Origin of the sequence: Glycomyces harbinensis (assembly GCF_900101745.1) — a bacterium.
Lineage (GTDB): Bacteria > Actinomycetota > Actinomycetes > Mycobacteriales > Micromonosporaceae > Glycomyces > Glycomyces harbinensis.
Genome location: NZ_FNAD01000009.1, coordinates 52642 through 75741 on the forward strand (window position 1 = coordinate 52642; position 23100 = coordinate 75741).

The window sequence follows — 23100 nt, forward strand, 5'->3', positions numbered from 1 at the left end:
CGGGCGATTCTGCGGCGGGCCGCCGCGGCCGGGGCCGCCGCGAGGCGCAGGCGGTGCTTCCTGTGCATGGTCATCCGTCTCCTCGGGGGTCTTCGTCGGGGTGCGGCGTCTCCGCGGTCCTCCACTGCGAGCACTCTCCCGCGGCGACGCCGTCATGGTGCACACGTGCCCCAGTGGTCGCCGGTTGCGGGATTCGACCAGTTTTCTTCCGGTCACGTCGAGTGATCGAACGCAATGCCTTGAGTAACCTGCCTTCACGTTTGCCCGTCCGGTGTGACAACCTTTAGGCAAGCCTGTCTCCGCAGCTGAGGAACCACGCCATGACGGACACCGTTTCCCGTACAGCGAACCCGACCGATGAATCCGACCTGCTCCGAAGCCTGGCCGATGCGCTGGGCGCCGTCGAGCTGGGCGACTTCTCGGTGCGGCTGCCTCGGGGCGAGGGCCTGGCCGGGGAGGTCGTCGACCGGTTCAACGCCGTGGTCGAGCAGGCCGACCGGCAGACCCGCGACCTCGCGCTCATCGCCCGCGCCGTCGGGCAGGAGGGGTCCTGGAACCACCGCCTCGTCATCGAGCACCTCGACGGCGGCTGGTCCGAGGGCGCGGCCAGCGTCAACCGGCTCGTCGAAGACCTGGTCAGGCCCACCACCGAGCTCGGGCGCGTCCTCGAGGCGGTCGCCGCGGGCGACCTCTCGCAGGAGGCCGCCCTGGAGATCGAGGGCAAGCAGCTGCGCGGCGAGTTCCGCCGCCTCGGCGAGACCGTGAACCAGATGGTCGGGCTCCTGCGCTCCTTCGCCGGGGAGGTCACGCGCGTGGCCCGAGAGGTGGGCACCGAGGGCCAGCTGGGCGGGCAGGCGGACGTGCAGGGCGTCTCGGGCACCTGGCGGTCGCTGACCGACGCGGTGAACCTCATGGCCTCGAACCTGACCGAGCAGGTCCGGTCGATCTCCACGGTGACGCAGGCCATCGCCTCGGGCGACCTGAACCAGAAGATCACCGTCAAGGCCTCCGGCGAGGTCGCCGAACTCGCCGACACCATCAACTCGCTCAACTCGACCCTCCAGGTCTTCGCCGGGGAGGTCACGCGCGTCGCGCGCGAGGTCGGCACCGAGGGGCGCCTGGGCGGCCAGGCGGACGTGCCGGGCGTGTCCGGGACCTGGAAGGACCTCACCGAGTCGGTGAACGACATGGCCTCCAGCCTCACCGACCAGGTCCGCGACATCGCGAAGGTCACCGGGGCGGTCGCCCGCGGCGACCTGAACCAGAAGATCGCCGTGCCCGCCCAAGGCGAGATCCTCGAACTCAAGACCACCGTCAACACGATGGTCGACCAGCTGTCGAACTTCGCCGACGAGGTCACGCGCGTCGCGCGCGAGGTCGGCACGGACGGGCGCCTGGGCGGCCAGGCGCAGGTGTTCGGCGTCTCCGGCACCTGGCGCGACCTCACGCAGAACGTGAACCAGCTGGCCGCGAACCTCACCGAGCAGGTCCGCAACATCGCGAAGGTCACCTCCGCGGTCGCCGCCGGCGACCTCAGCCAGAAGATCACCGTGGACGCCAAGGGCGAGGTCGCGGAGGTCAAGACCACCGTCAACACGATGGTCGACCAGCTCTCCCGCTTCGCCGACGAGGTCACCCGCGTCGCGCGCGAAGTCGGCTCGCAGGGCCGCCTGGGCGGCCAGGCGGACGTGCCGGGCGTCTCGGGCACGTGGAAGGACCTCACCGAGAACGTCAACCTCATGGCCGCGAACCTCACCGCGCAGGTGCGGAACATCTCCTCGGTCGCCAGCGCCGTGGCCGCCGGCGACCTGAACCGGCAGATCACCGTGGACGCCCAGGGCGAGATGCTGGAGCTGAAGTCGACGTTGAACTCGATGGTCGCGCAGCTGTCGCAGTTCGCCGACGAGGTCACGCGTGTGGCCCGGGAGGTCGGCACCGACGGCAAGCTCGGCGGGCAGGCGAACGTCCAGGGCGTCTCCGGCATCTGGGAGGCGCTCACCGACAATGTGAACTCCATGGCCTCCAACCTGACCAGCCAGGTGCGGAACATCTCCTCGGTCGCGACCGCGGTCGCCCGCGGCGACCTGAACCGGCAGATCACCGTCGATGCTCAAGGCGAGATGCTCGAGCTGAAGTCGACGCTGAACTCGATGGTCGACCGGCTCTCCAGCTTCGCCGACGAGGTCACGCGCGTCGCCCGCGAAGTGGGCACCGAGGGCCAGCTGGGCGGGCAGGCGAACGTGCCGGGCGTCTCGGGCACCTGGAAGGACCTCACCGACAACGTCAACTCGATGGCCTCGAACCTGACCAGCCAGGTCCGCGACATCGCGAAGGTCACCACCGCCGTCGCCAAGGGCGACCTGAACCAGAAGATCACCGTGGACGCCCAGGGCGAGATCCTGGAGCTGAAGACCACGGTCAACACGATGGTCGACCAGCTGTCGAGCTTCGCGACCGAGGTCACGCGCGTGGCCCGCGAGGTCGGCGTCGAGGGCAACCTCGGCGGCCAGGCCGAGGTCGCCGGCGTCTCGGGCACCTGGCTCGCCCTGACCCGCAACGTGAACTCGCTCGCCGCGACGCTGACGCTCCAGCTGCGGGCCATAGCGAACGTCGCCCACGCCGTCGCCCGCGGCGACCTGACCCAGTCGGTCGACTTCGAGGCCGCCGGCGAGATCGCCGACCTCACCGAGTCGATCAACCAGATGATCACCGCGCTGCGCGACAAGACCCGCCAGAACACCGACGCGGACTGGCTCAACTCCAACCTCGCGCGCATCTCCTCGCTGCTGCAGGGCCGCCGGGGCGTCGAGGAGGTCACGCGGATGGTCCTCGACGAGGTCACGCCGCTGATCGACGCGCAGACCTCGACGTTCTACGTCCGCCACGAGGACGTCTCGGGGCACGTCACGTACCGCCTCAACGCCGTCTACGGGCACCCCAGCCCCGGCGAGAAGAAGGTCATCGAGGACAACGAGGGCATGGTCGGCCAGGCCGCCGCCTCGAAGCGGACGATCCACCTGCACGACATCCCCGAGGGCTACCTGGAGATCTCCTCCGGGCTCGGGCAGGCCACGCCCACGGACCTGATCATCCTGCCGGTGCAGTTCGGCGACAAGGTCCGCGGCGTCATCGAGTTCGCCTCATTCAACACCTACTCGGGGCTGCACAAGCGGTTCCTGGACGCGCTGGCGCCGAACGTCGGGGTCACGCTCGCGACGATCGAGGGCAACGCGCGCACCGAGGTGCTGCTGCGCGAGTCCCAGCGCATGGCGCAGGAGCTGCGGGCGCAGTCCAACCGGCTCCAGGAGACGAACGTGGAGCTGGAGGAGAAGGCGCAGCTGCTGTCGGCGCAGAACCGCGCGATCGAGCTGAAGAACGATGAGGTCGAGACCGCCCGCAAGGACATCGAGGAGAAGGCCGAGCAGCTCGCGCAGGCCTCGAAGTACAAGTCGGAGTTCCTCGCGAACGTCTCGCACGAGCTGCGGACGCCGCTGAACTCGCTGCTGCTGCTCGCGCGGCTGTTGTCGGAGAACTCGGACGGGAACCTGTCGGACCGCCAGATCGAGTTCGCGCGGACGATCTACAACGCGGGCACCGACCTGCTCACGCTCATCGACGACATCCTGGACCTGTCGAAGATCGAGGCGGGGCGCATGGACGTCTCGGTGCACCCGGTCGACCTCGCCGAGATCCTCGGGGACATCGAGGCCGCGTTCCGGCCCCAGGCCGAGGACAAGGGCCTGGAGTTCGCGGTGGACGTGGGCACCGGTGTGCCGCAGTTGATGCAGACCGACGGGCAGAAGTTCCAGCAGGTGCTGCGCAACCTCCTGTCGAACGCGGTGAAGTTCACGCGGGTCGGCTCGGTCACGCTGGCGGTGCGGCGGGTTCCGGCGGACCTGCGCTTCGACGCCCCGCACCTGAACGCGGCCGCGGAGCGGATCTCGTTCAGCGTCATCGACACCGGGATCGGCGTGGCCGAGTCGAAGAAGGCGATCATCTTCGAGCCGTTCCAGCAGGCCGACGGCACGACGCGGCGCACGTTCGGCGGCACCGGGCTGGGGTTGTCGATCTCGAAGTCGCTGTCGCTCATGCTCGGCGGCGACGTGTACATCGAGCACACCGGGGACGCGGGCTCGAAGTTCACGTTCGTGGTGCCGGTGGAGATCGACGCGGACGGCGACTTCGCGCCCGTGCGCTCGGACCTGCCGCTGACCCCGGTCGCGCCTTCCGCGGGCATCCTGACCGGGGCGCCCGAGACGCCTTCGTCGTCGGCCGCGGCCCAGCACCTGGAGGGGGCGACGGTCCTCATCGTGGACGACGACATCCGCAACGTCTTCGCGTTGACCGCGGCCCTGGAGCTGCACGGGATCGACGTGCACTACGCCGAGAACGGCGCGGACGGGATCGACTCGCTGCAGCAGCACCCGGGCATCGACATCGTGCTGATGGACTCGATGATGCCGGGCATGGACGGGAACGAGACCACGCGCGTGATCCGGCGCATGTCGCAGTTCAAGGAGCTGCCGATCGTGTTCTTGACCGCGCAGGCCCTCGCCGAGCAGCGGGAGAAGTCCGTCGAGGCCGGGGCGAGCGCGTACCTGACCAAGCCGGTGGACCTCGACCTGCTGCTCGACACGATGTCGCAGTGGATCGGCGGGGACGCCGAGGAGGGAACGCGAGGGGACGCACACGGGCCGGGCCCCGCGGAGGCGGACGGGGCGGCAGGACGGGACAATGGCGAACCGACTGATGGAGGCACCGCATGAGTACCGCCCGCGTCCTGCTCGTTGACGACCGATCCGAGAACCTCCTCGCGCTCGAAGCGATCCTCCAGGGGCTGCCGGTCAACACCATCGCGGTCACTTCGGGCGAGGAGGCGCTCAAGCGGCTCCTGTCGGAGGACTATGCGGCGATCCTCCTCGACGCGCAGATGCCGGGCATGGACGGGTTCGAGACGGCGCGGCACATCAAGCAGCGCGAGAAGACCCGCCACACGCCGATCATCTTCCTGACGGCCGCCGACCGGGACGCGCACCTGGCGATGCGCGGGTACTCGGTGGGCGCGGTCGACTACATCACGAAGCCGTTCGACCCGTGGATGCTGCGCACGAAGGTGAAGGTCTTCATCGACCTGTGGGCGCAGGGCCAGGCGCTGCGCCAGACCTCCGAGCGCACCAAGGACCTGCGCGAGCGGGAGGGGCTTTTGACGCGGCGCCTCGACGAGGTCCGCGACGCCCTCGCCTCCTGGCAGGACGGGCGCGACGCCGACCCCGAGATCGAGCGCATCCTCTCGCTGCTGGAGCCGGGCCCGGCGTAATCCGGGCAGCGCGAAGCGGGTCGTTTTTCGATGGGCCCCCGGTTCAATAACCGTGCCATGGGGGTACGACAGTTCCACGATCCCACATGAAGGCGAGTTTGCTTCGGGTTCTTGGGGTTCGGGCAGCGCGAAGCGGGCGGCGGATCGCTGGGCCCCCGATTCAAGAATCGTGCCACGGGGGTACGACAATTCGGGACCAAGCGTGGAAAGCGAATGAAACCCGCAAATCGGTGTGCGGGCAGCGCGAAGCGGGTCGCGGATCGCTGGGCCCCCGGTTCAAAAACCATGACATGCGGGTACGACAGCGTGTTCGGGGCGGATTCGAACAGCAGGTCCGCCAATGATGCGGGTTCGTGCTGTCGCCTGGACTCCTGCGGCTCGCGAATACCGGTTAGGGTTGGTTCCGTGGCGCACCAGAAACTCGACATCTCGGTCCACCGTGAAGCGAACGAGACGATCGTGGTGCTGACCGGCGAAATCGACCTGCACACCGCACCGCGGCTCACCGTCGCCGTCGACGAGGCGCTCGCGGCGGACCCCGTCCGCGTCGTGCTCGACATGAGCGGCGTGACCTTCTGCGACTCCCGCGGCCTGGGCACCCTCGTCATCCTCGCCCGCGCCGCCGCCCGCTCCCGGGCCGTGCTCGTCCTCGCCAACCTCGGCGACTTCCTCAAACGCCTCCTCGCCGTCTCCGGCATCGGCGAGCACTTCGTCATCCGCGAACCCGCACCCGACCCCGAGGACGACGCCGCCCTCGGCCTCAGCGACGTCGAAGAGTACGGCGTCGACAGCACCGAGGCCATCGGCTCCGAGCGCTCCGGGACGGAAGGCCCCGACCAGGAGCGCCCCCGATGACCGACGCCGTCTCCACCACCGTCGTCCTGACCCTCGGCGCCGCAGGCCTCCTCGCGGCCGCCGGCATCGCCCTCGGCTGGGTCGGCCTCGCCAAGCGCCTGCGCCCCCTCATCGTCACCGGCTCCCTCCTGCTCTTCGCGGGCGGCGGCACCGTCCTCGCCTGGGCCATCATCGAAGGCGCCGGCGCCCGGGCCGCCGCAGTCGGCCTCATCGCCGCGCTCTTGCCCGCCCCGATCCTCGTCGGCACGTTCCTGTGGCTCGGCCGCTACCGGCGCCGCCCCTGGCTCGTCCTCGCGTTCTGCTTCGGCTGGGGCGCCTGCGTCGCCACCGCGATCTCCCTGGCCGTCAACACCTACGCCGCCTACCTCCTCGACAGGAACGACCTCGACCAGAACCTCGCCGCCGTCGTCTCCGCCCCCGTCATCGAGGAAATCGCCAAACTCCTCGGCCCCCTCATGGTCTTCTGGTTCGCCCGCCGCCACCTCACCGGCACCCTCGACGCCATCGTCTACTGCGGACTCGCCGGGGCCGGCTTCGCCGTCGCCGAGAACGTCCTCTACGCCTCCGGCGCCTACGTCATCGGCGCCCAGTCCCTCGACGACGCCGCCGGCATCGCCCAGGTCACCCTCCTGGTCGTCGTCCGCGGACTCGCCACCATGTTCGCCCACCCGCTCATGACCGGCCTGACCGCCATCGGCCTCGGCAAGGCCGCCCGCCGCCCCGGACGCAAGGGCCGCCAAACCGCCTGGATCATCGGCATGCTCCTGTGCGGCATGGGCCTGCACGCCCTGTGGAACGGCTCCTCCGTCCTCGGCGTCGCCCTCGACCTCCCCGGCCTCTGGTTCGCCCTCTACCCGGCGTTCCTCGCGCCCCTGTTCTTCACCATGGTCGGCGCGGCCCTGTGGCTGCGCTCGGCCGACGCCCGCCGCACCCAGACCGCCCTCGCCCCCATGGTCGCCGCCGGGCAGCTCTCCCCGCCCGAACTCGCCTCCCTCGCCAGCTTCTCCCGCCGCAGCGCCGCCCGCGCCTGGGCCCGCCGCCACGCCGGGAAGCCCGGCGAGACCGCCATGCGCGACTTCCAGCGGGCCGCCTCCGACGTCGCCGAGCAGTACGACCTCGCGAGCATCGGCGGCACCTGGGACGGTCGCGCCGCCGAACACGGCGCCCACCGCATGAACGCCGCCCGCGCCGCGTACATCGGACGCGATCCCCGCACGCCCCAGGCGCTGTGGGACGGCCGCCGCTACCACGTGGTCTTCCCCGACGGCCAGATGCGCCCGGTCGAGGCGCCGATCCAGCCCGTCATGCCGCTTCCCCTGCCGCCGCCTCCTGCGTACCCTGTCACGTATGCATGAGGGACCCATCGGGCCCACCTCCTGGACCGGACCCGACGCGCCGCCGCGGCGCACCGGCCGACCCCACTGGAGGGAGCCCCACCCCGTCCGCGTCGGCCCCGCCGCCGCCGGCTCGGTCCTGAGCGCCGTCTGGGCGCTCATGTGGCTCCTGGCCTACGCCAGGAGCACCGGCGACACCCCTCCCACCGGAGCGGGCTTCGCCTGGGTGACTTTGGCCGCGAGTACGATCGGGCTGGTCGCCGCAGCCGCGCTGGCGCGCTACGGTGACCGCGGGGCCGCGGTCGGCGTTGCGGCGGTCGCAGGGACGGCCGCTGGGGTCGCGGGGCTCTCGTGCGAGCTGTATCTTTTCCTGACCGGCGATTGGATCCTGTGGTTACATCAACCGCGGGTCGCCACATCCTTCAGTAGTTCGTATCGAACGGCTGCCCATCGGGCCGCTGGTTCCATTGATTGAGAAGACGGGGACGGATCGTGTCGTATTTCGCTGTGGCTGTGGGCCGCGAGGGCGACGATTGGGAGGCCGCGGAGGTCGACCTCGACGCTGTTGCCGATGTCGAGGACGCGGCCGAGGTCATGCGTGAGGCTTTCCCTGACGCCGACCTGACGCTGCTGTTCGTCGACGCCGACGACGAGTACCTGACGGTGATGCGCCTCGACAACGGGGACGACCTGCGCACCTTCGGCTCCGACGCCGAGTACGCGTCGCAGTCGCGCCTGGGCGAGGCCCTCCTGGGCGACCTCGAGCCCGAGGACACCGAGGAGATCGACACCGAGGACGAGGAGTCGATCTCGGCCCGCCCGACCGAGCTCGACGCCGAGCCCGTCGGTGAAGCGGACCTCCTGGGCGACCTGGGCGTGCCCGGTTCGACCCTGCTGGCCCTGTGCGCCAAGGAGGGCATGATGCCCTCCGACGTGGTCTCCGAGGTCGCCGGCTCCATCGGCTTCGCCGAAGCCCTGGAAGACGCCACCGGCGCCTAGAAGCCCGTCCCCCATGCAGTCTCGCCGCGAGGTCCACGAAGACTGGATGCGCCGCGCCCTCGAGGTCGCGCGCACCGCAGGCCTCCCGGCGGGCGAGCCGCCCCGGCCCGGCAACCCGGCACGCCAGGTCGAACGCCATGAGCCGGCCGCCGGTGCGGCCGGTACGCCCCGACCGGAACCGAACCGCGAGCCGCGCACCGACCTGCCGGTCGGCGCCGTCGTGATCGGCCCGGACGGCCGCGAACTCGCGGCGGCGGCCAACGCCCGCGAGGCCCTGGGGGACCCGACCGCGCACGCCGAGGTGCTCGCGCTGCGGGAGGCCGCCGCCGTCCACGGGGACGGATGGCGGCTCGAGGACTGCACGCTGGTGGTGACGCTGGAGCCGTGCACGATGTGCGCGGGGGCGGCCGTGCTCGCACGGGTGGGTGAAATCGTGTTCGGCGCTTGGGAACCCAAGACCGGCGCGGTCGGCTCGCTGTGGGACGTGGTGCGCGACCCGAGGCTCAACCACCGGCCCGACGTCTACGGCGGCGTACTCGAAACCGAATCGGCGGCGCTCCTGCGCGGCTACTTCGGGCGGAGCCCGAACCAATAGTGCAGCGGGCGGATCCCGAACCAGTAACACAGCGGGCGGAGCCCGAACCGATAGTGCAGCGGGCGGATCCCGATCGAGCAGCGCAGCGACCGGTACTTGAACGCCTAACACTTGGGCGTTTCCCGGCGCCAGCCTTCAAAACGGACAAATGCAGGACCCCCGATACCAAGGGTGGCACGGGGGTCCGACACGTCTTGCGGCCTAGTCGCTCGCCGCGGCCGCTTCGGCTCGCTTCTCCTGAGTCCTCGCCAGCAGCTGCGCGATGTCGATGACCTCGACGTCCTCGCGGCCCGCGTCGGCCACGCCGTCGCGCAGCATCGTCGAGCAGAACGGGCAGCCCACGGCCACCGTGTTCGCCCCCGTCGCCACCGCCTCGTCCGCGCGCTCCCGGTTGACGCGCTTGCCGATCGGCTCCTCGAGCCACATCCGGGCCCCGCCGGCGCCGCAGCAGAACGACTTCTCGTTGTTGCGGGGCATCTCGGTGACCTCCGCGAACGAGCCGATCAGCTCCCTCGGCGGCGTGAAGATCCGGTTGTGCCGGCCCAGGTAGCACGGGTCGTGGTAGGTCAGCTTGCCCTCGTGCTGCTCCACCGGCGTGATCTTCCCGGCGTTCACCAGGTCGTTCAGCAGCTCCGTGTGGTGCACGACCTCGTACGTGCCGCCGAGCTCCTCGTACTCGTTGCCGATGGTGTTCAGGCAGTGCGGGCAGGTCGCGACGATCTTGACCGCGCCGACCCCGTTCAGCGTCTCGACGTTCTGCTCGGCGAGCATCTGGTACATGAACTCGTGCCCGATGCGCCGCGCCGAGTCGCCCGTGCAGGTCTCGGCCTCACCGAGCACCGCGTACTTGACGCCGGCGTCGTGCAGCAGCGTCGCCACCGCGCGCGAGGTCTTCTGCGCCTTGGGGTCGTACGCGCCGGCGCAGCCGACCCAGTACAGGTACTCCCAGTCGCCGCCGGACTCGGCGATCGGCATCTCGAAGTCGAGCGGCTCGGCCCACTTCAGGCGGTGGGCCGGGTTCTCGCCCCAGGGGTTCCCCTTGTTCTCGAGGTTGCGCAGCATCGTCTGCGCCTCCTCGGGGAAGTCCGACTCCATCATCACCATGTTCCGGCGCAGGTCCAGGATGTGGTCGACGTGCTCGATGTCGACCGGGCACTGCTCCACGCACGCACCGCAGGTCGTGCACGCCCACAGCACGTCGGGGTCGATCACCGAGCCGATGATGTTGATCTTCTCGTGCGGGTCGGCCTCGCCGCCGCGCTCCTTGGCGAGGGCCGCCGCCTTCAGGTACGGCGCCTGCTCGTAGAGGTGGTCGCGCAGGTCCGTCACGAGCTTCTTGGGCGACAAGGGCTTGCCGGTGTTCCAGGCGGGGCACTGCGACTGGCAGCGACCGCACTCGGTGCACGTGGAGAAGTCGAGCAGGCCCTTCCAGGAGAAGTCGGCGATGGTCGCGACGCCGAACGGCTGCGTCTCGGGGTCGGCGGTCTCGAAGTCGGCCGGCACGCCGTCGATGAGCATCGGCTTGGCCGCGCCCAGCGAGACGGCGCCGTCGGCGTGGCGCTTGAAGTAGAGGTTGAAGAACGCGGTGACCCGGTGCCAGCCGATGCCCATCGACGGGATCAGCGCGAGCATGAGGAAGAACGTCCACGACACGAGGATGTCGAGGCCCGCGACCAGCGTGACGGCGGTGTGCAGGGCCTCGTCGGAGACGCCGCTCCACGCGTTCGCGATGAGGACCGAGACCGGCGAGGTCCACTCCTGGCCGATCTCCCCGAGTGCGACCTTGAACGACCGGATCGCCATGTGGGAGAGGACGATCGTGAAGATCGTCGCCTCGATGTAGAAGGCCATCCACTGCCGGGAGCCCTCGAACCTGGACGAGGAGCGCCGCTGGCCGGCGTCCGAGGCGGTGCCCTGCGGCGGGACCCGGTGCGCCCGGGGCTGCCTGAACATCCGGATGCCGAAGAGCGTGAGGATGGCCACGCCGGTGAGCACGGTGAGGATCTCCGAGCCGAGCAGCCACAGCCCCCAGTGCCCGATGATCGGCAGGCCCCATTCGGGGTTGAGGACCTCGAAGTACGACTGGGCGAGGGCCGGGAACAGCAGGAAGAACCCGAAGAACACCGCCCAGTGCGCGAGTCCGACCCAGGTCCACTGCAGCATCCTGGTGTGCCCCAGGGATTCCCGGAGCATGGTCTTGACCCGGGCGCCCCGGTCGCCCTTGCGTGTCAGGTCGGGCGCGCCGAGCCGGACGAGTTCGAGCATCCCGAGCCCGGCGCGGACGAACAGCCCGATGGCGAGCGCGGTGTACGCGAACGCGATCGTGGCCGTGACGATTTGGACGACTCCCATGGCGACCTCTCGACGGAGCGGTGTTCCCGATCACGATACATGTTACTGGCCGGTAGTCTACCGGTCGACAGGGCCGTCGGGACGAGCGCGGCAGGGCCGGACGGGGCGGTGCCGCCGGTCCGTCCCCGGGACGCGCCGCCCACGCCGCCGGGGCGCCCCGCGGTCCGCCGCAATCCCCGCACCGCGCGTCTGCAACCGGTTCCACCGGCCAGGCGTGTACACACCGCTGGTCCCTTCCAGCACCCTCGAGAACCCCTCTGCCCTAATTGAACAAGGAGCTCAATGTCCCTCGACTCCCCCCGGGTCCGGCGGGCCGGCACGCGCCTGGCCGCCGCGGCGGCCATCGGAGCCGTCGTCGCGGCCGCGTTCGCGGCCCCGTCCGCGGCAGCGGTCCCCGGCATCACCGGCGATCCCGTCGTCAACCTCACCCTCAGTCCCATCGTCACCGCGGGCGCGAGCGCCCCCGGCTCGATCACCGTCGACTACACCCCCGCCCCAGGCTCCGAGGACGCGACGCACGCCGTCGCCGCCGAACTCGTCATCGAGGGCAGCGCCGAGGTCGTGCAGTTGACCTCGGCCGACGCCGCCTGCGACGCCGCCACCGCCTACCGGGTGCACTGCGCCGACGACGAGGCCGACGCGAGCACCGCGTTCGGCTTCGACCTGGGCGCGGTCGCCAGCGCCGAGGACGAGACCTTCGACTACACGCTCACGGTCACCATCGACGGCACCGAGGTCGCGTCCCGGACCACCGCCTTCGAGGTGGTGTCCACGTACGACGTCCACAACCCGTACGTCCACGGGGGCGTCGCCGTCACGGACGTCACCGGCGGCGGCACCGCCGCGGTGAACCCCGTGTTCTACCAGGACCTCGACCTGACCCCCACCGCCGCGGCCGTGATCGTCTCGTTCACCGACGCACTGCCCAGGCTCGGCATCGACCCCTCGGGTCTGGCCACCGCGTTCGCCGACTACGACAACTGCATGAACGTCGCCGACTCCGCCGACCCCGGCGTGGTGTGCGTCATCACCGACTTCGCGGACGCCAAGGGGCAGTTCCTGACCCTCACCGACTCGGTCGGCTACGCGATCGACGACGACGTGGTCGGCCCGCTGGCGGTGTGCAGCTGCCGCTACAGCGTCGAGACCGTCAATGCCGAGACGCTGGCGAGCGAGTACGACTTCCCGTTCGAGGACACCGGCAACGCCATCGGGCTCACCGCGGCGTCCGAAGGCTTCGACGGCGCCGAGGACTCCATCGGCTACTACTGGGGCCTGGTCGAGCTCACCACCGAGGAGAACCACTACGACCTCACCGCCGAGGAGATCGAGCTGGACGGCGAGGTCGGCGACACGACCACCGTCACCACCACGTTCACCAACGACGGCCCGGCCGCGGCCGACGACCTCCACCCCGCCGGCGACACGTACCTGGCCCGCGCGCAGCTGCCCGAGGGCACCGAGCTGGTGCGCGTCGACAGCGACGGCGAGGGGGTCTGGGAGTGCCACGGCGCCGACGAACTCGACGCGGTCTACGACTCGATCGTGTACACCGGCCTGGAGTGGTTCGACTTCGCCTGCGCCATCGACGGTTTCGAGCCCGGTGAGTCCGCCGAGTTCACCTTCACGGTGAAGCTCACCGACACCACCGCCTACCAGGGCGCCGTCGAGATCGGTGCGGGCCGCGAGGGCGACGACTTCGAAGGCGACTTCTCCAGCGACTTCGCGCTCGTCTACAACAACGCCACCGAGGCGCGCTACGACTACGACCAGGACGGCTACGAGGACCTGCTGACCGTCCGCAGGACGGACGGGGCGCTCGTGCTCTACAAGGGCACCAGTTCGGGGAAGTACGCGAACGCGAGCGCCGTCAGCACCGGCTGGGGCAAGTACGACATCGTCATGGGCGGCGACCTGACCGGCGACGACCTGCCGGACTTCGTCGCCCGCGACAACAAGACCGGGACGCTCTACACCTACCCGGGCGACGGCAAGGGCGGCTTCAAGAGCCGGATCACCGTCGGCACCGGCTGGGGCGCGATGGGGCAGATCTCCGTCGGCAACTTCGACGGCGACGGCCACCCCGACATCTTCGCGACCGCTTTCGCGGACGGCAACATGTACTACTACCCGGGCCTGGGCAACGGCAAGTTCGGCGCCCGCGAGGCGTGGAGCGAGTTCTGGGACGGCATGGACGTCCTCAGCTCGGTCGGCGACCTCGACGGCGACGGCTTCGACGAGTTCCTGAGCCGCTGGAACTTTGACGGCCGCTACTACGTCTACACGTCCACCGGCGAGGTCCACGAGCTCGACCAGTCGCTGTACGACTGGGTCTACACGCGCCGCTACGACCAGGTCGTCGGCGCGGGGGACCTGACCGGCGACGGCAAGGCCGACATCGTCTCCGCCGACCTCAAGACCGGGCAACTGGTGCGGCGCAGCTTCAACCCGGAGCAGCCGACCACCGTCACCGGCACGGTCATCGGCTCCGGCTGGAACACCCTCCGCCTCCCCGTGGTGCAGCTCGACCGCACGTACGACTACGACTACGACGGCTTCAGCGACCTCATCGCGCACCACAAGACGAACAAGGACGTCCTCCTGTACTGGGGGACGGGCGCCGGGATCGGGTCGCGCTGGAACATGTGCGACGACTGCGGCGGCATCACCGCGGCGTCGGCGGGCGGCGACTACACCTCCGACGGGCGCACCGACTTCCTGTACCGCGCTTCGAACGGCGAGCTGTGGATCGCCCCGGGGCTCGACAACGGCGAGATCGGCTTCACCACCGGGATCCGGTCCGGCACGGGCTGGAACGGGATGTCCTACATCACCGGCGGCCACGACTTCAACAGCGACGGCAAGGACGACCTGATCGCCCGCCAGTCGTCGACCGGGTACCTGTACCTCTACAAGGGCCGTGGCAACGGCACGTTCGAGTCGCGGGTGAAGATCGGCACCGGCTGGAACGGGATGCGCGAGATCTCCTCGGTGGGCGACCTCAACCACGACGGCTTCGCCGACGTGCTCGCCATCAGGTCCTCGAACAACTGCCTGTACCTGTACGCGGGCCGCGGCAACGGCACCGTGGCGGGCGGCGTCCAGGTCAGCTGCAACTGGGTCGGGTACGACCAGGTCACCGGCACCGGCGACTTCAACCGCGACGGGCACGCCGACTGGCTCGCCCGCCGCCAGTCCGACGGGGCCCTGTACCTGTACTACGGCAACGGGAGCGGCGGCTTCGGCAGCCGCAAGATCGTCGGCACCGGCTGGAACACCATGAGCTACCTCGCATAGGACGCCTTGCCGAGCGCGACCCGTTCGGCGGCAACGAATCAGGGCCCGCCCGACGTCATTCGTCGGGCGGGCCCCCGCCGTTGTCGGCCTCGTCCGTCGTTCAGCGGACCCCGCACCGCGGCCGCTCCGCCTACAATGGGGAAACGATTGCAACGCGTCGGCTTCCGGCCACGTGCAGTCGACGCCTCCCTACGGCGATCCATGACCCCTCGACGACCCCCAGGACAACTGTATGAACCGAGCTGCCTCCCCTGAGCCGCGTGCCGCTGCGCTCCGTCGAACGGCGTCGGCTTCGGCCGCCGCCTTCGGCTTGGCGCTGCTGGCCGCCACCGTCGCCCCCGCCGCCGGGGCCTCCCCCGTCCCAGGCGACACGACCGGTCGCGCCCAGACCGCGGACACCGCGTCCCTGAACGATTTCGACGGCGACGGCTTCCAGGACCTGTTGGCGGTGCGCGAATCCGACGGGAACCTGCTGTTCTACGCGGGCAACGGCGACGCCACCTTCGACGCGGCGGTCTCCCTCGGATCGGGCTGGGGCGGAAGGGACATCGTCACGCCCGGCGACCTGACCGGCGACGGGAACCCGGACCTGCTGGCCCGCGACAACCGGACCGGGACGCTCTACACCTATCCGGGCGACGGGGCCGGGGGCTTCAGCTCGCGCATCACCGCCGGCACCAGCTGGAACGGCATCAGCCTGATCGCCTCCGCAGGCGACTTCAACAACGACGGCCACCTGGACCTGTACGCCGTGCGGAAAGCCGACTGGAAGCTCTACCTGTACCAGGGCAAGGGCAACGGCGCCTTCGGCACCCGATACCTCGCCGACGACAACTACCGGGGCTGGGACGACGCCGACACGCTGATCACGGTGGGCGACCCCGACTCCTGGGGCAGGGACGAACTCCTCATCCGGGAGACGTCGGGACGGTACGTCATGGTCTCCGGCGAAGGGGAGACGCAGAAGCAGAACGCCGACTCGGTGCTCGACGGCTCCCTCGGCCAGGGCACCTCCACCCGGTACACCCAGGTCGCCCCGGTCGGCGACTTCGACGGCGACGGCATCCCGGACGTGGTCGGCATCGACTCGCGCACCGGTGAACTGGAGCTCCACACGGTCTCGTTCTCCGAGACCGAGGGCACCGCCCGCCCGCTGCGCACACCGGTGGTCATCGACGACGGCTGGGGCGACATGCGCCTGGCCTCCACAGACACCGACCGCACCTACGACTACGACGGCAACGGCGTCTCGGAGACCGTCTACCGCAACGCCGACGGGATCGTCTCGACGCTGGGCATCCAGCACGGCTCCTGGTGGCCCTCCGAGTCGTGGGGGACCGGGTTCAAGAACATGACGCTCCTCGAGACCGCCGGCGACCTCACCTCGGACGGCTTCTCCGACCTCCTCGCCCGCGACTCCTCCGGCAACCTGTACGCCTACCTCGGCGACGGGGCCAGCGCCGGAGCGACCCGGACCCGGGTCGGCACCGGCTGGAACACGATGAGCGCCATCGTGTCCGGCCACGACTTCAACGGCGACGGACACGTCGACATCATCGCCCGCGAGAAGTCCACGGGCTACCTGTGGCTCTATCCGGGCCGCGGGACCGGAAAAGTCGGCCCGCGCGTGAAGATCGGCACCGGCTGGAATTCGATGCGCGACCTCATCGCGGTCGGCGACCTCGACAACGACGGCCACGCCGACCTCCTCGCGGTCCGCAGTTCCGAGAACTGCCTGTACCGCTACAGCGGGAGGGGGAACGGGACGCTCAAGGCGGGGGTCAAGATCGGCTGCGGGTTCTCGGGCATCCAGAGCTTCGCGTCGGTCGGCGACTTCAACCTCGACGGCCACGCGGACTGGATCGCCCGCCGCGGCTCGGACGGCCGCACGTACCTGCACCACGGCGACGGCAAGGGCGACTACCAGGCGACGTCCGTCCTCATCGACGACTGGACCTGGGTCAACCTGATCGCCTGACCGGCCGGCTCCCCGGGACCGCGCCGCGGCCGACCGCCGGCAACCCCCTTGACAACCACAGGACCGCACATGAACCAGAGCTCCCGCCCGAAGCGGCGCGTCGTCGAGCGGATCGCGGCCTCGGCCGCGATGCTCTTCGGCGCGGCCCTCCTCGCCTCGCAGGCCGCCGTCCCGGCGCACGCCGCCGTGTCCGCGGGCGACCACTACGACTACAACGGCGACGGCTTCCAGGACCTCTACATGGTCCGCAAGTCCGACGGCCACCTGCTCTTCTCCGCGGGCAACGGCGCAGAGACCCTCCCCGCCCCGGTCTCCAGGGGAAGCGGCTGGGCCCACATGGACATCGCCATGGCCGGGGACCTCACCGAGGACGGCACCCCCGACCTCCTGGCGAGGGACGCCAGGACCGGCGACCTCTACTCCTACCCGGGCGACGGCAGCGGCGGCTTCGAAACCCGGATCCCGGTCGGCGGCGGCTGGAACACCATGGTCGCCTTCAGCGCCGCCGGCGACTTCGACGGCGACGGCCACCTCGACCTCTACGCGGTCCGCAAGTCCGACGGACAGCTCTACTTCCACCCCGGCCGAGGCGACGGGACGTTCGGCGCCCGGTCCTTGACCGAGGTCGACGAGGACCTCGGCACCGGGTGGGCCGTGTTCGACGGCATGACCACCGTCGACCACGGCTACGGACCGGTCCTGCTGCTCCACAGCTACTCCTCCGGCTACTACCTGAGCCTGCACTCCGACGGCGAAGGCGGATTCGACCCGTACCCCTCCTACACCGCGGGCTCGCTGTACTCCTCCGACGACCCGACCCGGTTCAGCCAGGTGGTCGCGGCCGGGGACCGGAACGAGGACGGCAACCAGGACTTCATCGCGATCGGCCTCCAGTCCGGGGAGCTCCTGCTGCTGGAGGGCGACGGCTACGGCAACGGGCGATACAAGACCCGCCTTGCGAACAACGGGAACGCCTACCGCCTGCCCGCGTCCGCGTTCGACCACACGTACGACTACGACCAGGACTACACCGCCGACCTCTACACGGTCAGGACCGCCACCCCGACGGACCTGAGCCTCTACCCCGGGACCGGCACCGGATTCTTCGGCCCGCGCCGCGACGCGGGCTTCCTGATCGACGGCATGAACCTCGTCGAGTCGGCGGGCGACCTGAACGGGGACGAGATCCCCGACCTCCTCGTCCGCTACACCGACGGGATCCTGGACCTCCACACCGGCAACAACGCCGGCGGCACCGGCTTCGGCCAGATCCTCAATGTCGGCCGCGGCTGGAACTCCATGAGCGCCATCGTGTCCGGGCACGACTTCAACGGCGACGGGAAGACCGACATCGTCGCCCGCGAGAAGTCCACCGGCTACCTGTGGCTGTACCCGGGCAACGGGGAGGGCCGGGTCGGCACCCGCGTGAAGATCGGCACCGGCTGGAACGCGATGCGCGAGATCACCTCGGTCGGCGACCTCGACCACGACGGGCACGCCGACGTCATCGCGATCCGCAGCTCCGACAACTGCATGTACTTCTACGGCGGCCGCGGGAACGGGACGGTGAAGCCCGGGGTCAAGAAGAGCTGCAACTGGGTCGGCTACGACCAGGCGGCCGCCGTCGGGGACTTCAACGGCGACGGGCACGCCGACTGGATCGCCCGCCGCAAGTCCGACGGGGCCCTGTACCTGTACAAGGGCGACGGCGCCGGCGGCTACGGCACGCGCACCCAGAACGGCACCGGCTGGAACTCGATCAAGTTCATCGCCTGAGCTGCAACGAGGAAGGGCCCGGCTCCACTCGGAGCCGGGCCCTTCCTCACTGCGTCTTAAGCGGACTGCCTGACGACGATCCTCGTGCCGAGGATCGTCACCAGCGGTCCCGCCTCCTCGCCGCGGATGCGGCCGCACAGGAGGCGGGCCATCTCGCGGCCCATCGTCTCGGTCGGCTGGTGCACCGTCGTCAGCGGCGGTTCGGCGACCTCCGCCAGCGGCGAGTCGTCGAAGCCGATCAGCGCCAGGTCCTCGGGGACCCTGATGCCCCGCTCGCGCGCCACGCGCAGCGTCGCGATCGCGAGCGGGTCGGAGTTGGCGAAGACCGCGTCCAGGTGCCCGGCGGTGTCGAACAGGTGGCGGGCGGCCTTGATGCCGCTCGCCTCGTCGAAGCCCTCCGCGACCGAGACCAGGCCGTCCTCGACCGGCAGCCGGTGGCCCCTGAGGCCGTCCCGGTAGCCGTTGAGGCGGTCGACGCCCACCGCCATGTCCTGCGGGCCCGCGATCAGCCCGATGCGCTGGTGGCCGCGCTCGGCCAGGTACTCCACGGCCTGCCTCGCGCCCGAGCGGTTGTCGCAGTCGACGTACGCGATCGGGCGGAAGCCCACGGGCGTGCCGCACAGGACGATCGGGATGCCGGCGTCCTCCAGCCGCTCGGGCAGCGGGTCGCCCGAGTGGCTGGAGACCATCATGACGCCGTCGACGTGCTGGCCCATCAGGTACGACTCCAGGTCGGCGCGGTTGCCGTCCCGGGGCGCGAAGGTCAGCATCAGCCGCATGTTCTCCTCGGCGAGCTGCTCGGTGATCCCGCGCAGCACCCCCGCGAAGAACGGTTCGCTCCAGAGCCACTCCTGGGACTCGGTGACGACCAGCGCCACCGTGTCGGTCCGCTGGGTGACGAGGGTCCTGGCCGCCTGGTTGGGGACGTACCCCAGCTCCTTGATCGCGGCCAGGACCGCGGCCCTGGTGTCCTCGGCGACTTTGGGGGAGCCGTTGATGACGCGCGAGACCGTGCCCCTGCCGACACCCGCGTGCCGGGCGACGGTGTCGAGCGTGGGCCGGCCGCCGCTGCGCCTGCGTCCGGAGCGCTCGCCCCTCCCGGCGGCCGCCGTCGGCTCGTCGGGCACCTCAGTTCGGGTATCGGTCATCGTGCATCACCTCGGGCATCGTCGCGTGGAACTATTCTGCCTCACGATTCGAACGGGCGCGTCGCACCAGGTCGCCGTACCAGCGCCCGGAGTCCTTGACCGTGCGTTCTCCGGTCTCGAAGTCGACGTAGACCAGCCCGAACCGCTTGGTGTAGCCCCAGGCCCACTCGAAGTTGTCGGCCAGCGACCAGGCGAAGTAGCCCACGAGCGGGACTCCGGCCTCGACGGCGTCGGCGCAGGCGGCGAGGTGGCCCTGCACGTAGTCGAGCCGCTCGGGGTCGTGCACGCGCCCGTCCTCGAGCTTGTCGGGGAACGCGGCGCCGTTCTCGGTGACCGCGAGGGCCACGTCGGGGTAGCCGGCGTGGAGGCGGGTGAGCATCTCGGTGAGCCCGGCGGGTTCGATCTCCCAGCCCATGTCGGTGACCGGGAGCCCGGCGGGGACGAACCCGATGTGCTCGTTGGCCGGCCAGGCCGAGCCCGCGCCGGTGGGGGCCGCGGAGGCGGAGGTGGCGCCGCCGTTGCCGGTGACGGTGAAGCGGCTGTAGTAGTTCACCGACAGGACGTCGACGGGGGCGTGGATGGTCTCCAGGTCGCCGTCGAGGATGAACGAGAAGTCGGTGATGGCCTTGAAGTCCTCGACGACGTCCTCGGGGTAGGCCCCGCGCAGGGCCGCCTCGGTGAACCAGCGGTTCTGGACGCCGTCGACCCGGCGCGCGGCGTCGAGGTCGACGGGGGCCTCGCTGGCGGCGTGGATCGGGTAGAAGTTCAGCCCGATGCTCACGGTCGCCTCGGGGTCGGCGGCCTTGATGGCGCGCGAGGCGAGGCCGTGGGCGAGCATGAGGTGGTGGGCCGCGGCGATGGAGGCGGCGGGTTCGCGGCGTCCGGGGGCGTGCTCGCCCGAGGAGTAGCCGAGGAACGCCGCGCACCACGGCTCGTTGACGGTGATCCAGTGCTTGACGCGGTCGCCGAGGGCGCGGTGAGCGATCGACGCGAACTCGCCGAAGCGCGTCGCGGTGGCGCGCTCGGGCCAGCCGCCGGCGTCCTCCAGGGCCTGCGGGAGGTCCCAGTGGTAGAGGGTGATCCAGGGGGTGATGCCCTCGGCGAGGAGGGCGTCGACGAGGTCGGAGTAGTAGGCGAGGCCCTTGGCGTTGACACGGCCGTCCCCGTCGGGGCAGATCCGGGGCCACGACAGGGAGAACCGGTAGCTGTTGAGGCCCAAGGCCTTGATGGCGGCGACGTCCCCGGCGATGTTGCGGTAGGAGTCGATGGCGGTGTCGCCGTTCGAGCCGTCGACCACCCGGCCCGGTTCGTTCACGAACGCGTCCCAGATGGACAGGCCGCGCCCGTCGGCTTCGGTGGATCCCTCGACCTGGTAGGAGGACGTGGCCGCCCCCCAGGTGAAGCCGGTTGGGAACCGGGACGCGAGCGCGTCCCCTTCGAATTCGTTGCTCATTACTTGGAGGAACCTTCCATGATGCCGCTCACGATCTGCCGTCCGAACACGACGAACAGGATCGCGATGGGAATGATCGAGATCAACGTGCCGGTGAAGATCATCGACAGGTCCGCTGACCACGTCGCGGTTGACAGCTGCCGGATGGCGAGCTGGATGGTCGGGTTCTCGCCGCTGAGCACCATGAACGGCCACAGGAATTCGTTCCAGTTGAGCATGAAGGTGAGCAGCGCGAGGACCACCATCGCGGGGCGCAGGGCCGGGAGCACGATCCGCCACCAGATGCCGAGGGTGGAGGCGCCGTCGATGCGGGCGGCCTCGATGATCTCGTCGGGTACGGCCTGCTCCACGTACTGGCGCATCATGAAGATCCCGAACCCGTTGATCAGGAACGGCAGGATGACCGCCTGGAGCGTGTCGAGCCATTGGAGCTCGACCATGACGATGTACAGCGGGACGATGCCGAGCTGCTGGAGCGGCACCATCATCGAGAACAGGACCGTGCCCATGAGGAACTTGGATCCGCGGAACTTGAGCTTGGCGAACGCGAAGCCGCCGAGGGTGGAGATGAGCACGACCGAGAACGTGACGATGCCGGTGATGATCATCGAGTTGCGCAGGCCCAGCAGGAGGTTGGCCTCGGGGTCGGTGAGGGCCTGCTGGAGGTTCTCGAGGAGGTTGGGGCCCGGGAGGAGGGCCGGGGGGAAGCCGGCGGCGTTCGAGGTGGTGGTCGAGGCGATGACGATCATCCAGTACAGCGGGAAGATCGAGAGGGCGGCGACGGCGAGGAGGCCGAGCCGGGTCAGCACGGTGGGCGCGTAGACGCCCTCGCCGGACTCGACCTCGCGGCGCTTCTTGCGGCGCGGCGGCTTCGCCTGGCCGGGGGCGTCGGCCTGGACGGGGCGGGGCGCGGTTGCGGTGCTCATTTGTTCCCCTGGATGCGGTTGACGACGAGGAAGTTGATGGCCGCGACGATGCCGATCACGATGAACAGGAGCCATCCGGTGGCGGCCGAGACGCCGTAGTTGCCGTGCGTGCGAAGGATGTCGACCAGGACCATCGCGGTGGTCTGGAACTGGCCGTCGGTGCCGCCGAGGAGCCGGCCGGAGTCGAACATCATCGGCTCGACGAACATGGTCATGCCGCCGACGGAGGAGACGAAGACGGTGAAGATGATGACCGGCTTGAGCTGGGGGACGGTGATCTGCCAGAACTGCTGGCGGGGCGTGGCGCCGTCGACCGTGGCGGCCTCGTAGAGGTTGCGCGGGATGGTCTGCATGGCGGCCAGGAAGATCAGGGCGTTGTAGCCCATCCAGCGCCAGTCGACCATGGACGAGATGGCGATCCAGGAACTCCACCGGGCGCCCTCCCAGTCGACCTTCTCCATGCCGATGAGGTCGAGGAAGCCGTTGACCATGCCGTACTCCTGGCCCCAGATGCGGGCGAAGATGACGCCGACGGCGACCACGGACGTCACGATGGGGGCGAGGATGAGCATGCGCCACAGCATCGGGCGCTTGAGCTTCTTGTTGAGGGCGTTGGCGACCATGAGCGCGCACACCAGCTGCGGGACGGTCGCGAGCAGGAACATGCCGAGGGTGTTGAAGACCGACCAGTTGAAGCGGTCGTACTCGAACAGGAGGAACTTGTAGTTCTCCAGTCCCACGTACTCCCGGTCGGCGCCGCCGAGCTTCCAGCTGTGCAGCGAGGCGTACAGCGTGTACCCCATCGGGAACAGGCCGAAGATCGTGAAGAGGATGAAGTACGGCGAGACGAGCGCGTACGGGGTGGCCTTGACGTCGGCGCGTGAGAGCCGGAGCCGCCATTTGGTGGCCTTGGCCGCGGTTTCGGTGGTCATTCGGGACTTCCTTGCTGTCCTGGTGAGCGCTTTCGTGCGGCTCATCGGGAGGGGCGCGGGTACGGCTTTCGAGGGAGCCGGCCCGCCGCGGGTTGGGGCGCGGCGGGCCGACACGGTGCCGCCGGGAGGGGGTGGAGA

Annotated in this window: 14 protein-coding genes; 9 read left to right on the plus strand and 5 right to left on the minus strand. The window is 70.0% G+C overall.

The genetic code is table 11. The features are described 5' to 3' along the window. Nucleotides 1–320: 320 nt before the first annotated feature. The 6 genes from BLQ63_RS15780 (at nucleotide 321) to BLQ63_RS15810 (ending at nucleotide 9100) form a co-directional block, all read left to right on the plus strand. Entirely contained in the window at nucleotides 321–4766 is a 4446-nt protein-coding gene (locus BLQ63_RS15780; RefSeq protein ID WP_091037080.1) for a HAMP domain-containing protein, read from the plus strand. Continuing rightward, the gene (locus BLQ63_RS15785) at nucleotides 4763–5317 is read left to right on the plus strand and encodes a response regulator (protein WP_091037083.1); all 555 of its coding nucleotides are present in this window, start codon (nucleotides 4763–4765) and stop codon (nucleotides 5315–5317) included. The genes BLQ63_RS15780 and BLQ63_RS15785 overlap by 4 nt, the downstream gene beginning before the upstream one ends. Nucleotides 5318–5722: 405 nt before the next feature. Further along, nucleotides 5723–6172 (plus strand): STAS domain-containing protein, encoded by a 450-nt coding sequence (locus BLQ63_RS15790; protein WP_091037086.1) that lies wholly within the window; start codon nucleotides 5723–5725, stop codon nucleotides 6170–6172. After that, nucleotides 6169–7527 (plus strand): PrsW family intramembrane metalloprotease, encoded by a 1359-nt coding sequence (locus tag BLQ63_RS29655; RefSeq protein WP_091037089.1) that lies wholly within the window; start codon nucleotides 6169–6171, stop codon nucleotides 7525–7527. The genes BLQ63_RS15790 and BLQ63_RS29655 overlap by 4 nt, the downstream gene beginning before the upstream one ends. Nucleotides 7528–7998: 471 nt before the next feature. Beyond that, complete coding sequence (locus tag BLQ63_RS15805) at nucleotides 7999–8505, plus strand: tRNA adenosine deaminase-associated protein (RefSeq protein ID WP_091037097.1); 507 nt, start codon at nucleotides 7999–8001, stop codon at nucleotides 8503–8505. A 13-nt stretch (nucleotides 8506–8518) separates the two neighbouring features. After that, entirely contained in the window at nucleotides 8519–9100 is a 582-nt protein-coding gene (locus BLQ63_RS15810) for a nucleoside deaminase (RefSeq protein WP_245680982.1), read from the plus strand. Between the two features lie 201 nt (nucleotides 9101–9301). Here the strand turns inward: BLQ63_RS15810 and BLQ63_RS15815 are convergent, their stop codons facing one another. Continuing rightward, nucleotides 9302–11452: a (Fe-S)-binding protein gene (locus tag BLQ63_RS15815; protein ID WP_091037103.1), complete on the minus strand. Its 2151-nt coding sequence runs from the start codon at nucleotides 11450–11452 to the stop codon at nucleotides 9302–9304. Between the two features lie 282 nt (nucleotides 11453–11734). On the opposite strand from BLQ63_RS15815, the gene BLQ63_RS15820 reads away from it, so the two are divergent. The 3 genes from BLQ63_RS15820 (at nucleotide 11735) to BLQ63_RS15830 (ending at nucleotide 18503) form a co-directional block, all read left to right on the plus strand. Then, a complete protein-coding gene (locus tag BLQ63_RS15820) occupies nucleotides 11735–14749 on the plus strand; it encodes an FG-GAP repeat domain-containing protein (RefSeq protein WP_091037108.1) in 3015 nt (1004 codons plus the stop codon). 232 nt (nucleotides 14750–14981) lie between these two features. After that, on the plus strand, nucleotides 14982–16727 hold the full coding sequence (locus BLQ63_RS15825; protein WP_143014938.1) for an FG-GAP repeat domain-containing protein: 1746 nt from the start codon (nucleotides 14982–14984) through the stop codon (nucleotides 16725–16727). A 69-nt stretch (nucleotides 16728–16796) separates the two neighbouring features. After that, nucleotides 16797–18503: an FG-GAP repeat domain-containing protein gene (locus BLQ63_RS15830; RefSeq protein WP_091037115.1), complete on the plus strand. Its 1707-nt coding sequence runs from the start codon at nucleotides 16797–16799 to the stop codon at nucleotides 18501–18503. A gap of 56 nt (nucleotides 18504–18559) precedes the next feature. On the opposite strand, the gene BLQ63_RS15835 is transcribed toward BLQ63_RS15830, so the two are convergent. Genes BLQ63_RS15835 through BLQ63_RS15850 form a run of 4 tightly spaced genes read right to left on the minus strand, consistent with a single transcriptional unit; the run spans nucleotide 18560 to nucleotide 22962 of the window. Further along, complete coding sequence (locus tag BLQ63_RS15835; protein ID WP_091037119.1) at nucleotides 18560–19651, minus strand: LacI family DNA-binding transcriptional regulator; 1092 nt, start codon at nucleotides 19649–19651, stop codon at nucleotides 18560–18562. A 31-nt stretch (nucleotides 19652–19682) separates the two neighbouring features. Then, entirely contained in the window at nucleotides 19683–21104 is a 1422-nt protein-coding gene (locus tag BLQ63_RS15840; protein WP_091037123.1) for a GH1 family beta-glucosidase, read from the minus strand. After that, the gene (locus BLQ63_RS15845; protein WP_091037128.1) at nucleotides 21104–22030 is read right to left on the minus strand and encodes a carbohydrate ABC transporter permease; all 927 of its coding nucleotides are present in this window, start codon (nucleotides 22028–22030) and stop codon (nucleotides 21104–21106) included. Before BLQ63_RS15845 ends, BLQ63_RS15840 begins: the two co-directional genes overlap by 1 nt. After that, the gene (locus BLQ63_RS15850) at nucleotides 22027–22962 is read right to left on the minus strand and encodes a carbohydrate ABC transporter permease (RefSeq protein WP_091037131.1); all 936 of its coding nucleotides are present in this window, start codon (nucleotides 22960–22962) and stop codon (nucleotides 22027–22029) included. The genes BLQ63_RS15845 and BLQ63_RS15850 overlap by 4 nt, the downstream gene beginning before the upstream one ends. Between the last annotated feature and the right edge of the window lie 138 nt (nucleotides 22963–23100).

Coding starts and splice junctions, on each gene's coding strand:
- BLQ63_RS15780 (WP_091037080.1), top strand. CDS start 321: ATGACGGACACCGTTTCCCGTACAGCGAACCCGACCGATGAATCCGAC.
- BLQ63_RS15785 (WP_091037083.1), top strand. CDS start 4,763: ATGAGTACCGCCCGCGTCCTGCTCGTTGACGACCGATCCGAGAACCTC.
- BLQ63_RS29655 (WP_091037089.1), top strand. CDS start 6,169: ATGACCGACGCCGTCTCCACCACCGTCGTCCTGACCCTCGGCGCCGCA.
- BLQ63_RS15810 (WP_245680982.1), top strand. CDS start 8,519: ATGCAGTCTCGCCGCGAGGTCCACGAAGACTGGATGCGCCGCGCCCTC.
- BLQ63_RS15815 (WP_091037103.1), bottom strand. CDS start 11,452: ATGGGAGTCGTCCAAATCGTCACGGCCACGATCGCGTTCGCGTACACC.
- BLQ63_RS15820 (WP_091037108.1), top strand. CDS start 11,735: ATGTCCCTCGACTCCCCCCGGGTCCGGCGGGCCGGCACGCGCCTGGCC.
- BLQ63_RS15825 (WP_143014938.1), top strand. CDS start 14,982: ATGAACCGAGCTGCCTCCCCTGAGCCGCGTGCCGCTGCGCTCCGTCGA.
- BLQ63_RS15830 (WP_091037115.1), top strand. CDS start 16,797: ATGAACCAGAGCTCCCGCCCGAAGCGGCGCGTCGTCGAGCGGATCGCG.
- BLQ63_RS15835 (WP_091037119.1), bottom strand. CDS start 19,651: ATGACCGATACCCGAACTGAGGTGCCCGACGAGCCGACGGCGGCCGCC.
- BLQ63_RS15840 (WP_091037123.1), bottom strand. CDS start 21,104: ATGAGCAACGAATTCGAAGGGGACGCGCTCGCGTCCCGGTTCCCAACC.
- BLQ63_RS15845 (WP_091037128.1), bottom strand. CDS start 22,030: ATGAGCACCGCAACCGCGCCCCGCCCCGTCCAGGCCGACGCCCCCGGC.
- BLQ63_RS15850 (WP_091037131.1), bottom strand. CDS start 22,962: ATGACCACCGAAACCGCGGCCAAGGCCACCAAATGGCGGCTCCGGCTC.